This window comes from Allobosea sp. CCNWLY174 (assembly GCF_037120455.1).
In the GTDB taxonomy this organism is placed as follows: domain Bacteria; phylum Pseudomonadota; class Alphaproteobacteria; order Rhizobiales; family Beijerinckiaceae; genus Allobosea; species Allobosea lupini.
In genome coordinates this window covers 113,802-126,288 of record NZ_JBBBBQ010000011.1, presented here as the reverse complement: position 1 = coordinate 126,288, position 12,487 = coordinate 113,802, and the positions used below count along the sequence as shown (strand labels likewise).

Here is a 12,487-nt window from a genome sequence, read left to right as displayed (position 1 = left end):
GGACCCGTGAGGGTTCGAGCTCCCGTTAGTATCTCAGCCGATCCAGAAGGGATGGCCCGCTGCCGGTTTCGTGGACACCGAAATTGGGTGTTTCATGAAGCCGGAGGTGCAGCGAAGGCGATTTCGGCGTGAGTTCAAGATCGATGCGGTTGCCTGATCAAGGAACGCGGGGTGAGCGTGGCGCAGGCGTCACGGGACCTGGATGTCCACGAGAACCAGTTGCGCAAATGGGTGAAGCTGCTTTCTGCCGACACTGCGCGGGCCTTTCCTGGCCACGGGCAGATGAAGCCTGAATAGCTCGAGATCGAGAAGTTGCGGCGGGAGGTCGCCGAGCTCAAGGCGGAGCGCGATATCCTAAAAGCGGCCGCAGCCTACTTCGCAAAGGACGTGACATGAGGTTCGCGTTCATTGCGAAGCACCGGGGGATCTGGCCGGTGGCGTGGCTGTGCGAAGGGCTGGATGTTTCGCGCTCGGGCTTTCATGCTTGGCTCGCCAGAACGCCGGGCAAGCGCAGCCAAGACGACGAGGCGATTGGGGTGAAGGTGCCAGCGAGCTTCATCGGCTCGGATCGCACTCAAGGCGCTCGCCGCGTCTGGCGGGACTTGCTGGCGGAGGGCATCGATTGCGGCCTTCACCGCATCGAGCGGCTGAAGCGGATGCAGGCCCTACGCGCGAAGCCACGCCGGCACGGGTTGCCGAAGGATGCCGGCCAGCGCTCGGCGATCGCTCCCAACATGCTCGACCGTGTGTTCCATGCCGAGCGGCCGAACCAGCGCTGGATAGCCGAATTCGCTTCGCGGGCCTTCGGCTCACCTATGTCTGGACCGCCGAGGGTTGGCTCTATGTGGCGGCCGTCATAGATCTGTTCTCTCGCCGCGTCGTCGGCTGGTCGATGAAGGCCGAGATGACCGCGCAGCTCGTCACCGACGCGCTCGGGATGGCGATCTGGCGCCGCGTCAAGCCCGACGCGCTGCCGCATCACTCCGACCAGGGCAGCCAATACGCCAGCGAGGCGTTCCAGAAGCTGATGGCCGACAACGGCATCACCTGCTCGATGAGCCGCTCCGGCAATGTCTGGGACAATGCCGCCATGGAGAGCTTCTTCTCCTCGTTGAAAACGGAATGGATCAGAGGCGGGGTCAACCGTACACGCGACGATGCTCGTGGCGACCTGTTCGATTACATCGAGCGGTTCTACAACGCCGTTCGCAGGCACTCGACCATCGGCTACATCAACCCGGCCGAGTTCGAAAAGAAGGTCGGGTCAGCTTAACTGAGCGTCCACAAAACCGGCAGCAGGCCATATGACGACGCGCGCTGACGGCAGTTGAGACGTAGCCCTCCGGCAGCGCTTCGTGTCGTTGAGATATCTTCGATTCGGATCCGGATAGCCGACGACGCTCTTGAGTCTCGCGCTTTGGCAGCAATCGAGCGTGTTGCCCGGGAGACGGGCAAGCCGGGATTTCGAGCAGGGTGAGACGGTGGGCTTGCCGAGCCTGCTCTCGATGGGCGGCGTAGGGCACACTGGCGCCGCGAAAGTGGCGGCAAACCAGAAGTCTTGCCGCCCGATCGTTCGCCCGGACGGCAAGATCGAATTTTGAGGTCGTGTCGAACGATGCTGTCTTAGGGTGTTTCTCACTCGCCAGGGGCAAGTGTGAATCCCTCGTCGATCCACCCGGTGACACCGCCTGCCATGATCTTGACCGGGCGGCCGAGCTTGGCCAGCCGAAGGGCGCCTCGCGCGGCACCGTTGCAGTGCGGGCCGGCGCAATAGGTCACGAACAGGGTGTCCTTCGGCCATTGTTCAAGCTTCGACGGAATGAGCTTGCCATGCGGAAGGTTGATCGCACCTGCGACATGCCCCTGCTTGAAAAGGTCGGGGCTCCGGACGTCGAGGAGCACGAAGCCGGGCTCGGCAGATTTCAGCGCATCATGAACATCCCAGCAATCGGCCTCGAACGTGAACTCGGCCGAAAAGTGGGCGACGGCATCTTCGGGCGCCGCCGCGGGGATCTGGGTCACACCGTTTGTCTTCATGGAATTCTCCCTGTTGCGAACCCGGTTTTGCAGTCGCGGTCGTCTTGTGGCAATTGGCATGATCGCCAACTAGCGTAACGATCATGCCAAATGCATCTGACCTGGGCCAAAAGCCCAATCGCCTCGTCGCCGTCCTGATCTATGACGGGCTGGCGACCTTCGAGTACGGCATAGCGACCGAGATCTTCGGCCTGGCGCGCCCCGAAATGGGCGAGGACTGGTATCGCATGGTGACATGCGCGATCGAGGATGGTCCGCTGCGGGCGGGGGGCGGCATCTTCATTTCCGCCACTGCCAGGCTCGATGCTCTCGACGAGGCCGGGACCATCATCGTGCCGGGCTGGAAGACCCACCTGGCACCCCCTCCGGCATTGATCTCGGCCTTGCAGCGGGCGAACGCACGGGGCGCGCGGATCGTGTCGATCTGCTCGGGCGCCTTCGCCCTGGCGGGTGCAGGCCTGCTCGACGGGCGCAGCGCCACGACACATTGGCGCTACGCCGATGCTTTCAAGGCAGCATTTCCCAAGGTGACGCTGATCCCGGAAGTGCTCTATGTCGACGAAGGCAACGTCCTGACATCAGCAGGCAGCGCGGCCGGCATCGACCTTCTCCTGCACATCGTTCGACGCGATTTCGGTGCGGACGCCGCCAACAGCGTCGCCCGGCGACTGGTCATGCCGGCTCATCGCGACGGCGGACAAGCCCAGTTCATCGAGCGACCCGTTCCCAGGCGGCCCAACGGAAAGCTGACCTTTCTGCTCGACGCCATGCGGGCGCGGCTGAACCAGACCATGACCGTTGCGGATCTGGCCCAGCAAGCCGCGATGAGCGAGCGCACCTTCCTGCGGCGCTTCAAGGAGATGACAGGCCTGACACCGGCCGCTTGGCTGCTCGAGGAGCGGCTGGCGGCCGCAAAGCAGATGCTGGAAGGGCCGTCTCTGCCGGTAGAGGAGATTGCAGCGACAGCCGGATTCGGCAGTGCCGCGACGATGCGGATGCATTTCCGCAAGTCGGTCGGGATCGGGCCGACCGAGTACAGGCGTCGGTTCGGCACCGGACGCAACCTCGCAGGCCTCCCGTCCGCCCGGCAATCGATCATGTAGCGGCGGTTCCCGCGAGCCCGGATCGCCTGCTTCCAGCGTGTGGCAGGATTCATGCGGTGATTGTCAGTACTGCCACTTTCCGATCGAGGCCCGCCGCGCATATCGGTTGCGGACGAGAGCGTCGAAAGGAGAGATGACGTGACGAGCGGATCCGCCGGCGACAAGCCGGAACGCGTCTGGGGCTTCTACTATGGCGGCCTCATCAATCCGAAGGTTATGCAGCAGCTCGGGATGGCGCCTGCGGCGCAGGACGTTGCCATGCTGCCGGGCTATGAACTGCAGATCTCGCCGCTGATGAACCTCGTCCGCAACGACCGGCAGACGGCGTACGGGCTCCTTCTTTTGCTGACGCATGACGAGATCGCGCACGTCTATGGCCAGCTGAAGGCGAAGTATTATCCGTATCCCGTGCTGGCACGCGATCGCGAGGGCCGCGAGCGGGCCGCACTCTGCTACCTCCTGCCCAAGCTCGAGCCTGGACAGGCCGAGGCGCAGTACGTGACCAACCTCCTTGAGCCCGCGACCGCGCTCGGGTTCCCCGGCTGGTATCTCGACCGCATCCGCAGCTTCCTGCCGCGCTAGAGCAGTTCCGCAATTCGCCGCCCCGCGCGCATGACCTTCAATCCGGATGACACGCCCATGCCCAGCGCCAGCTCCATCATTGTCGCCGCAATCCAGGCCACCCCCGTCTATTTCGATCGCGAGGCCTCGACCGCCAAGGCCTGCCGGCTGATCGCGGAGGCCGGCGCCCAGGGCGCGGTTCTGGCCGGCTTCGGAGAGACCTGGCTGCCCGGCTATCCAGGCTTCGCCTGGCGGCCGCAATCGACACCAGGCTGGTGGGATGCCGCCGAGGCGTATCTCGATCAGGCGATCGCGATCCCGGGACCGGAGACCGACCGGCTGTGCAAGGCGGCACGGGAGGCTGGCACCGATGTCGTGATCGGCGTCGTCGAACTGGATACGCAGACCCAGGGCACCGTCTACGCCACGCTGCTGTTCATCGGTCGCGAAGGCGTCATTCTCGGGCGCCACCGCAAGCTGCGGCCGACGGCCTATGAGCGCGTCGCCTGGGGGCAGGGCGACGCCCAAGGCCTGGTGGTGCATCAGCGCCCCTACGGTCGTATCAGCGGGCTGAACTGCTGGGAGCACAACATGATGTTGCCCGGCTTCGCGCTTGTCGCGGGCGGGACGCAGATTCACGTCGGAGCCTGGCCCGGCCGCGAGCTCGCGGCGGCGCCGGATGCGCCGAACCCGCAATGGCCGCGGCAGCATCTGCTCTCCCGGGCCTTCGCGGCCCAGGCGGCCTGCTATGTGATCTGCGCCGGCGGATTGCTGAAACCCTCGGATATGCCGGAGCGCTACAAGGAGCTCGTCAACTTCACCTATACCGGCGACAGCGCGATCATCGACCCGCGCGGCGAGATCATCGCGCTTGCGCCCAGCGGCGAGGAGACGGTCCTGACCGCGCGCATCGATCTGCGCAACGTGCGGGCGGCGAAGGCGGTCAACGACATCGCCGGGCATTACGCCCGCCCCGATATCTTCGATCTTCGCCTCAACCGCGGCGCTCCGCGCCAAGCCGGCGTGATCCTGGCCTCCGGCGGCGGCGACGAGAGTGGCGAGCCCGAACAGCTGCAATCCCACGGGGCCGACAGGCCGAGGCCCGGCTCGCACACAGGCTGACCCGCCTCGAGCCCTGGCCGACATCACCCGGCCGGGCATCTTCCCGTCGGCGCATCGCCAGGAATTGGGAGGGCGCCCTCGGTTCATTCCCTAGTTTGCGAAGGGATTTTCGACAGCATGCTCGTCGACCTCTCCGGCAAGATTGCGCTCGTTACCGGCGGCTCCAAGGGCATAGGCGCCGCCAGCATACGCCTGCTCGCGCGTTCGGGCGCCAAGGTCGTCTTGCATTATTCGAGCGGAGAGGCCGAGGCGGAGAGGCTCGCAGCCGACATCGGTTCGGATTCGTGCGCTCTGGTTCGCGCGGATCTGCGGCGCCGCGGTGCCGCAGCCGAGCTGTGGAGGGCGTCGGTCAAGGCATTCGGCAGGATCGACCTCCTGGTTTGCAATGCGGCCCTCGTTGCGCCGCTGATGCTGGACGCGGCCGACGAGCAATGGGACCGGGTCTGGGCGGATACGATGCAGGTCAACGTGCGTGCGATCGCTGATCTCTACCGTGCCGCCCTGCCGCATTTCCTGATCGGGGGCGGCTCGATCGTCGCTGTCGCCAGCCGGGCGGCGTTTCGCGGTGACGAAACCCACCTGATGCACTACGCCGCATCGAAAGGTGCACTGGTCGCCCTGACGAGAAGTATCGCCAAGAATTTCGCGGCCGACGGAATAACGGCCTATATCGTCGCGCCGGGGTTCGTTCGGACGGAGCGGCAGGAGGCCGTCATCGCGACGCGCGGCGAAGCAGACATGCTTCGTGACGTGCCTCTCGGAGAGATGTGCACGCCGGACGCCGTCGCGAACGTCATCGCATTTCTGGCATCCGGGCTCGCGCGACACGCCACAGGTGCGACGATCGACATCAATGGCGCCTCCTATTTCCATTGAGCGAAGGCGTGCGCCCGATCGGGCAAGCCGCCCCTGACGGTCCATGCGAGGCCTTCCGGCGCTCCGGCGCCTCGGTCGGGAGCGCCTGTCTCACGCGACGCCGGATCGAGGGATCGCGCGGTCCCTGGTCGTATGCGCTGCGCGATCGCGGCGGGCAACCACTGCCCTTGGCGCCTTACCGGATACGCCGGATGCGCCAGAGCTGACGCCAGCCGGCAAAGCTGCCGAGATAAGCGCGCCGGATGCGCGACGGGTCGAAATAGGCGACGCGCTCGACGGCAACTCCGTTTTCGAAGCGGATCCGGTCGACGTCGTTCCAGGAGATAAGCTGGCGTCCGATCGTCGCCGAGAAGGTCATCTCGATGAACAGGACATCCTCGCTGGCGCTCCAGCGCAGGACTTTCCCTGTCAGATCGGGCAGCGCCGCGAAGGTGCCGGCGAAGGCTCGGTAGCCGGCCGCACGGCCGCGCGTGGTCCGCAGGCCGGGCGCCTTCAGGACGATGTCCGGACCGAGGATTTGCATGAACCGGTCCAGATTGGCCTGGGCATCAGCCCATCTTTCCGCGAACGCGGCGACCCAGTCGGCATAACTCCCGGTCTGGCCCGTCATGGTATCGATGACGACGTGATCGCTACCGCCGACAGGACCGACCGTCCGTTCTTTTCGTATGCCCATTGCGGTTGTCATGATGCGTAAGCTCTCTTTCTCGAACAGTGGGTGAGGCTGAGTTTCCGGCCCTGAAGGGCGTGGCGGCGGGCCCAAATCGTTCGCGCCTGCGTCATGTTCTTCATCATGGAGAGGGGTGATCGTCGCAGGTGTGATGCAGCTCTGCCGCCTCGCGCATCCGGCCGCTCGGAAGCATCTTGGCTACCTCCTCCGTCCGCTTGGTCAGGGGCGAGACGCACGTACGCGGCGCGGCGGCGCGTATGCCGAAAGGCTGCTGCCTGGCGCCGCAGTCGACTGCGATGATCGTGATGGCGGCTCGGACGGAGGGATGATCGCGGCGATCGGCTCCAGCGCGAAACCCGCGAGAATGATGATGACTTCGCACATGCCGGCCTCTCCTGTACCATGATTGAACTCGTTAATAGCACGATCGGTCATATTGTAAATTGTCTTGAAAGCCCGTATTTTCAATCATACAGCGTCGCTGGACCGGATTTTATAAATCGAACGATCGTGCTAATACCGAGACGGAGAGATCCGGGAGACTTTTACGGTGACGAGGCGACGGCTTGCGTGCATCTACCACATCGTCGATCGCGCCAATTGGGCCGCGGTCCAGGCCGAAGGGCTGCTACCGGCGGATATGCTTGTCAGGCGGGCTCATGGCAGGAACAGTGAAGCGCTCCTTCGCAGCCAGCGCAGGCGAGGCGAGACGCTCCTGCCTTCCGGCGTGAGATTGCGCGATCAGGAACCGATGCCGCCGGCCGCTCTCGATCGCTGCCTGGTCGGGGGGCTGAGCAGCTCCGACTGGTACGCGCTCATCAATCGAGGAGTTTACTTCTGGCTCGATCCAGCACGCCTGCGTCGACATCTGCGGGCCCTGAAAGGTCCGCAGGTTCTGATCGAGCTTGATGGCAAAGCTCTGGCGCAATCCTATCGTGCCGATGCCTTCGTCACCGCATTCAACACCGGCGCGGCGATGAGGCGGGCTGCGGCGCGCGGGCCAGGGACGTTCGTTCCCTATGGCGATTGGCTGGAGAAGGGCTGGATTGCCGAGGAGCCACGCCCGCCATCCAGGCAAACCGCCTCGCATCCGCCTGCCGAACTGGTGATCCGGTCGGCAATACCCGACTGTATGCACTATGTCAGCTCGGTCCAGCATCTCGATTGCTAGCGTGCAGGCGCGAGGCACTGCTCCTCCGGCGGGATATGCCCGATGCGCCACGACTGCGCGGCGATGGGCGCGCGATCAGGCGTGGACGATCGAACACCGCAATCCGTGCAGACAGCGCATTCGACAGGTGCTTTGGAAGGCATGCGTCGCGTCGAACGCCAGGTCCTTGCCGCAGAACTCGCAGTTCGGCCCGATCCTTGACGCTATCGAGAGCAACCCCCGCCCTAGGAGCCGGCGAAGATTTCCCCGAAGAAGTCCTGCATCGCCTGCCAGGAACGCCGAGCCGCGGCTGCGTCATAGGCGATGCCTTGCTCCGGCTTTGCGGCGCGCTCAAACGAGAATGCGTGCATGGCGTGCCCATAGGCATGCACCTGCCAGTCAGCCTTGGCATCGGTGAATTCACGGGCGAACGCCTCGATGCGAGCCGGGGGAGCAAACGGATCTTCCCACCCGTGCAGCAGCAGGATGCTCGCCTTGATGTCGGCCTGCGGCCCAAGCTGAGGCGGGGCCAGCACGCCGTGGACGCTCACGACGCCACGAAGGCCAGCCGGAACAGCCCTGGCGAGATCCAGCGCACATAGTCCGCCGAAGCAGTAGCCGACGGCGGCGATGCGGTCGCCATCGACGCGGGGGTGCTGGCAGGCAGCGCGAAGGCTGGCGAGGAGGCGCTGGCGCAGCAACGCGCGATCGCCGACAAGCGGGTTCATCAGGCTGCTGTTGTCGTCCGTTTCACCGCCGCGCCGGCCCTTGCCATATACGTCCGCAGCAAAGGCGACATAGCCGAGGCCGGCCACGCGCTCGGCGACCTCGTGCATGCCGCTGTTGACGCCGCTCCAGTCGTGAAGAACGAGGACGCAAGGTCTTTGGCCGCCCAGGCTCACGTCAGGCTCGACGACATACCCCTCAAAGAGTTCACCGCCGTCTGAGTACTCAAAGATTCTGCCATTGCCGGTCGACATGGATGCTCCGCTGCAGACGCCACGATCGGGCGTCAATCCATAAGCCACCGCGATGCCGGCGGGCCGTCAAAAGGCGTTTCAAAACCGCCAATGTCGTTTGCCGCGGGCAGGCGGTGTCGCCGCAGGCCGGCCGATAGGGTGTCGCAGCACGAAGCACGGCTTTCCACCGCTGGTCGAGGAGCCGCCGAGATCTCAGACCGGGCCGCCTCATGCCACGCGACGGCATGGATCGCCGGCGCCCGTGCCGGGCAGCCGAGGCTGATCGCGAGGCCTGGTCGACCATGCCTTTACTGGGATGATTCAGCGGATCGACGACTGCGCACGACATGCCGCAAATGAAGGAAAATCGCGACATGGATCAGGAGGAGGACAGGCACGTAGAAGCCCGGAATGAAACGCCATGGCAGGTCCATGATGACTGCGGTGCCCGGCGGCTCATGGAAGAGGCGCAGGGGCGAGCCCGGCTGCGAGGTGGTGGCGAAGAAGATCGCAGAGCAGAAGTCGGCGAAGCCGACGATGTTCCAGATCAGGGTGAGAGGAAGCCAGCCGGGTAGGCGTCTTGCGGCGAAGACCGCGGTCGGGATGGCCAGGCCTGCCGTCAGGATGTCGCCCCAGCCGGCATAGGCCGCGAACGGGTTCGACAGGCGGCCCGCTTCATGAAGGAGCAGGAAGCCTCCGCCCGCGAACCGGGCGACATGAAGCGCTATCAGCGGCGCCAGCGACAGTTCGGCGACGATGGTGCGCCCTGCGCGGGTCGCCGCCAGCATGGCGCTGCCGATCAGGACCGGCAGCAATATTCCCAAGGCGCCGTCGGGTAGTGCGGCGATGCCTGGTACGCGCGTCGCGGCGGTCATCGCGAACCAGATGGCGAGCAGGCCGGCGACCGCTATGCCCCTATGACGTCTCTCCGGCAGCCCCGACACGATCAGTACGACGGCGACCGGCCAGCATGCGACAAGAAGCACAGTCCATACGGCGTCTAGCATGATGGAGTACCTTCGGCATCGTGTCCCGCCGATACGGTCGGCGCCGCTGCAAGGCTGTGATCACAGCAGGAGCTTATAGTGTAGATACACATTATATCGGCGGCACGCTCCGGCAACATTTTCTTTTATGATCGTTCGTGCTAAATTTTGGGCATGAGCAAGGGTGAAACGACGCGCGCGGCGATTGTCGACGAGGGTCTGCGGCAGGCCTCTCGGATCGGCCTCGAGGGGCTGTCGCTCGGCCCCCTGGCGACGAAGCTCGAGCTGACGAAAAGCGGGCTTTTCGCGCACTTCAAATCCAAGGAGGCGCTGCAGCTCAACATTCTTGAGGAAGCGATCGGGCGCTTCAAGCGCGAGGTGATCGCCGCCGGCACGCGGCGCGAGGCGCCCGACAGGCGCTTGCGGTCGCTGTTCGAACGCTATCTGGTCTGGATCAGAGGAGAGCAGGACGATGGCGGCTGCCTCTTCATGACGGCGGCGCAGGAGTTCGACGACCGGCCAGGTCTCGTCCGCGACAGGCTGGTGGCGTCCCAGCTCGACTGGCGCGAATTCCTGGGCTCCATCATCAGCGAAGGTGTCGCATCCGGTGCCTTCCGGGAGGATGTCGATCCGCAGCAGGCCGTCTTCGAGATCCTGGGCGCCGCGCTGGCCTATCAGCATGCAACGAAGCTGCTCGGCGATCCGCGCGCCAAGGCGCGCGCTCAAGCAGCCTTCGCGCGCGTCCTCGCCGACCTGAAGCGCGGCTGATCGCGGGTCCGGTCAAGATCCGACGACGAACACATCGCCGACGGAGAGGCGCCCGGTCCCGTCCGGAATCGCATTCTGACCGAAGATCACCTTCCCGCTGCCGTCCCTGCGGAAGGTCGCCATGCTGCGCAAGGGCTCGGCCTCAGGCGATTTGACAGCGGTCTCCTGATCGATGGTGGTCACCACGCAACGCGCGCAAGGCTTGACGATGCGCAGGCCGATGCCGTCCCCGGTCAGCATCCGCCAATGATCTTCCGCCCAGGCCGCCGGCCCCTCGACGACGACGTTCGGCCGGAAGCGCTGCATCGTCACATCGGCACAGCCGGGCATGGCCGCCAGCGCCAGTTGTGAGGCCCGGTTGGTTACGAGCAGCGGAAAGCCGTCGGCGAAGCTGACGCGGTCTTCGGCTCGTCCGAATACCGCATCGACCGGCCGCGCCTGCTCCGGCCGATCCATGTAGACCAGGCGACAGGCGCGCCCCACGACCGCGCTCAGCCATCGGTCGGCCGCTGGAGAGACATGAACGGCACTGACCATGTCACGCCAGATCACGACGCTGACGCGGTGTGTCGCCCCTGCTGTTGGCCTCGCGACCTCGATGGCCGGTTGCTGCGATGCCGCCGACTGCAGGAGCAGCTTGCCATCGGAGAGCGTCGCCGAAATCGTGGCGAGCCGCGGCTCCTCGCGCTGGGTCAGGAAGCGGTCATTCGCATCGACGATCATGAAACGGCGGTCGTCCCGCAGGCCCCACGGCTCCAGGTCCGCCGTCTCTAGCCTGATACCCCGCAGACCCTTGACCGGATAGATCCAGAGTTCACTGACACGCACACGCTCGCCTATCGCGCCTTCGGACATCTGGTCTCCATTCGCCTGTTTCGTCATCCGCGCGACGGCGAACGACGCGAGCCCAGCCGGATCGGACCTCCTCGATCCGGTCGAGGTTCCGCGCGCCGGCGCGGTCCGGCAGATGGGCGATGAGGCCGGCGATGTCGTCCACCGTCAAGGGCTTGCATGTCTCGACAAGCCGCCGGCGCCTTGCGCGCATCGCCGCAATGCGGCCCGTGCCACCCGCTGGCCGTCCTGTCGAATGATCGCGCCGGCCCAGCTTCGGGTGCTGCGGGCTGACTGGGGTCAGACGGCCATGTCTTGCACGCTCACCACCTCGCAGAACTCGGCGCGTAGCGTCGCCAGATGGACGGCATGCACCGTTTCGGCCGGCAGTGTTCCGCCGCTTCCGTCGGGAAGATCGAAGCAGTCGCAGGCGTCGGCGACCAGGACCATGCGCCAACCCATATTGGCGCCTGTGCGGATCGTGGTCGAGACGCACATGTCGGTGGAAACGCCGAACGTCACGACGCTCCTGGCGCCGAGACGCCGCAGCTGCAGGTCCAGGTCCGTGCCAATGAAAGCGGAGTTGACGCTCTTGACGATTTCCGCCTCGCCCTCTCGCGGGCCGAACCCGTCGCGATAGGCATGCCCCGGCGCTTCGGGTCGCAAGGTCGAGTTCGGCTCGACCGAGGCATGCCGGACGTGAATGATAGGGCGGCCGGCCCGGCGGAAGATATCCAGAAGACGCAGGCCATTACGGTCGAGGTCCTGATTCCACCGCCGCGGCCATGGCGCGGAGTCGAAAGCCTGCTGCATGTCCACCGGCAGCAATACGGCATTGTCCAGATCGAGTGTCATCGCGCATCCTCCTCATGGCAGAGATGCCGCGACACCGCGCCGGATGCAGTCGGCATGATGTCGGGCGGACAAGCGATCTGCCGGGCCTGGGAGCGAGGGACGACATGGACGACAAGGACCGCATGCTGCTGTCCGCACTGCGGCGCGACGCTCGTCGCTCGGCGGTGGCGTTGGCGCGCGAAGTGCAGCTGTCGCGCAGCACAGTCCAGGAACGGATCGAGCGCCTGCGAGCGTCCGGCGCAATCAAGAGCTTCACCATTGTCGAGGGGGAGCCAAGCCAGCGCCAGAGTGCCCACTTCCTCGCCAAGCTGCGACCGGGCTTCACGTGCAGCCAGCTGCTTCCCGTGCTGCGGCGCGTTCCCGGCATCGTCTGTCTGCACTCCATTGCCGGCCAGTACGACATGATCGTTCGTGCCGATGGAGATTCGATCGATTCGATCGAGGCTGTCCGCAAGGCGCTCGCCGGCCTGTCCCAAATTGCCGAGGTCGTGACGCTCGTGACGCTCGACCGCCATATCGGTTGACGCGCGTAGGGCCGGTACCCGGTTTCATGCATCGGCCCATGATCC

The 12,487-nt window shown here is 65.3% G+C and carries 13 protein-coding genes and 1 pseudogene; 8 read left to right on the top strand and 6 right to left on the bottom strand.

Features of this window, described 5'->3' with window-relative positions:
* Positions 1-106: 106 nt before the first annotated feature.
* Positions 107-1,273: pseudogene (locus V7S63_RS24970) on the top strand (IS3 family transposase).
* A gap of 362 nt (positions 1,274-1,635) precedes the next feature.
* On the opposite strand, the gene V7S63_RS24965 reads toward V7S63_RS24970, so the two are convergent.
* The gene (locus V7S63_RS24965; protein WP_336532273.1) at positions 1,636-2,037 is read right to left on the bottom strand and encodes a rhodanese-like domain-containing protein; all 402 of its coding nucleotides are present in this window, start codon (positions 2,035-2,037) and stop codon (positions 1,636-1,638) included.
* A gap of 83 nt (positions 2,038-2,120) precedes the next feature.
* Here V7S63_RS24965 and ftrA point away from each other — a divergent pair, with 83 nt between their 5' ends.
* The 4 genes from ftrA (at position 2,121) to V7S63_RS24945 (ending at position 5,699) form a co-directional block, all read left to right on the top strand.
* Positions 2,121-3,140: a transcriptional regulator FtrA gene (ftrA, locus tag V7S63_RS24960; protein WP_336532214.1), complete on the top strand. Its 1,020-nt coding sequence runs from the start codon at positions 2,121-2,123 to the stop codon at positions 3,138-3,140.
* Between the two features lie 138 nt (positions 3,141-3,278).
* Positions 3,279-3,722 carry a hypothetical protein gene (locus V7S63_RS24955; RefSeq protein WP_336532213.1) on the top strand — a complete coding sequence of 148 codons (444 nt, stop codon included), beginning with the start codon at positions 3,279-3,281 and terminating at the stop codon, positions 3,720-3,722.
* A 57-nt stretch (positions 3,723-3,779) separates the two neighbouring features.
* On the top strand, positions 3,780-4,823 hold the full coding sequence (locus V7S63_RS24950) for a carbon-nitrogen hydrolase family protein (protein WP_336532212.1): 1,044 nt from the start codon (positions 3,780-3,782) through the stop codon (positions 4,821-4,823).
* 117 nt (positions 4,824-4,940) lie between these two features.
* A complete protein-coding gene (locus tag V7S63_RS24945) occupies positions 4,941-5,699 on the top strand; it encodes an SDR family NAD(P)-dependent oxidoreductase (RefSeq protein WP_336532211.1) in 759 nt (252 codons plus the stop codon).
* Between the two features lie 175 nt (positions 5,700-5,874).
* Here the strand turns inward: V7S63_RS24945 and V7S63_RS24940 are convergent, their stop codons facing one another.
* On the bottom strand, positions 5,875-6,462 hold the full coding sequence (locus V7S63_RS24940) for a nuclear transport factor 2 family protein (RefSeq protein WP_336532210.1): 588 nt from the start codon (positions 6,460-6,462) through the stop codon (positions 5,875-5,877).
* A gap of 457 nt (positions 6,463-6,919) precedes the next feature.
* Here V7S63_RS24940 and V7S63_RS24935 point away from each other — a divergent pair, with 457 nt between their 5' ends.
* Positions 6,920-7,540 carry a DUF7002 family protein gene (locus V7S63_RS24935; RefSeq protein ID WP_337682591.1) on the top strand — a complete coding sequence of 207 codons (621 nt, stop codon included), beginning with the start codon at positions 6,920-6,922 and terminating at the stop codon, positions 7,538-7,540.
* A gap of 224 nt (positions 7,541-7,764) precedes the next feature.
* On the opposite strand, the gene V7S63_RS24930 is transcribed toward V7S63_RS24935, so the two are convergent.
* Positions 7,765-8,499 (bottom strand): dienelactone hydrolase family protein, encoded by a 735-nt coding sequence (locus tag V7S63_RS24930; protein ID WP_336532208.1) that lies wholly within the window; start codon positions 8,497-8,499, stop codon positions 7,765-7,767.
* Between the two features lie 287 nt (positions 8,500-8,786).
* A complete protein-coding gene (locus V7S63_RS24925) occupies positions 8,787-9,353 on the bottom strand; it encodes a hypothetical protein (protein WP_336532207.1) in 567 nt (188 codons plus the stop codon).
* Between the two features lie 285 nt (positions 9,354-9,638).
* Here V7S63_RS24925 and V7S63_RS24920 point away from each other — a divergent pair, with 285 nt between their 5' ends.
* On the top strand, positions 9,639-10,232 hold the full coding sequence (locus V7S63_RS24920; RefSeq protein ID WP_336532206.1) for a TetR/AcrR family transcriptional regulator: 594 nt from the start codon (positions 9,639-9,641) through the stop codon (positions 10,230-10,232).
* A 12-nt stretch (positions 10,233-10,244) separates the two neighbouring features.
* Here V7S63_RS24920 and V7S63_RS24915 read toward each other — a convergent pair whose 3' ends face one another.
* On the bottom strand, positions 10,245-11,087 hold the full coding sequence (locus V7S63_RS24915) for an MOSC domain-containing protein (RefSeq protein WP_336532205.1): 843 nt from the start codon (positions 11,085-11,087) through the stop codon (positions 10,245-10,247).
* Between the two features lie 276 nt (positions 11,088-11,363).
* Positions 11,364-11,918, bottom strand: coding sequence for a cysteine hydrolase family protein (locus V7S63_RS24910; protein WP_336532204.1), 555 nt, complete (start codon positions 11,916-11,918; stop codon positions 11,364-11,366).
* Between the two features lie 104 nt (positions 11,919-12,022).
* Between V7S63_RS24910 and V7S63_RS24905 the strand changes: the two genes are divergently transcribed.
* Positions 12,023-12,442: an Lrp/AsnC family transcriptional regulator gene (locus tag V7S63_RS24905; RefSeq protein ID WP_100962502.1), complete on the top strand. Its 420-nt coding sequence runs from the start codon at positions 12,023-12,025 to the stop codon at positions 12,440-12,442.
* Positions 12,443-12,487: the final 45 nt, after the last annotated feature.